We start from the raw sequence: 434 nt of genomic DNA on the forward strand, positions 1-434 counted from the left end.
GCATTCGGTGGGCCGGAGGTGTCCTATGCGACGCTGGCGAAGGTGATCGAGATCATCTCGGCGGCGGATTCCTCGATCGGCCAGGTTGCGCAGAACCATCTCGGCGTCGTCGCTGCCATCCGCACCGTCTCCGACGCGGACCAGCAGAAGCTGCTGTTCGCCGAAGCGCTGAAGGGCACCCGGTTCGGCAACGCCTTTTCCGAGTTCGGCTCCAAGCGCGCCGCCGATTTTGAGACCCGCTTCACCGATGCCGGCGATCATGTGGTCGTCAACGGCCGGAAATTCTATTCGTCCGGCGCGCTGCTCGCCCATCTGGTGCCGATCGTGGCGCTCGATGACGAGGGCCGCGCCTGGTATGCGATCGCCGACCGCGGCGCACCCGGCCTGACCGTCATCGACGACTGGTCGAGCTTCGGCCAGCGCACGACCCTGTC

Annotated in this window: 1 pseudogene; it reads left to right on the plus strand. The window is 66.4% G+C overall.

From position 1 onward, the window contains the following. Nucleotides 1-434, plus strand: a pseudogene (locus EN884_RS38220) (SfnB family sulfur acquisition oxidoreductase); the annotation flags it as partial.

It is taken from the genome of Mesorhizobium sp. M7A.F.Ca.AU.001.01.1.1 (assembly GCF_004022735.1).
Taxonomy (GTDB): Bacteria; Pseudomonadota; Alphaproteobacteria; order Rhizobiales; family Rhizobiaceae; genus Mesorhizobium; species Mesorhizobium ciceri.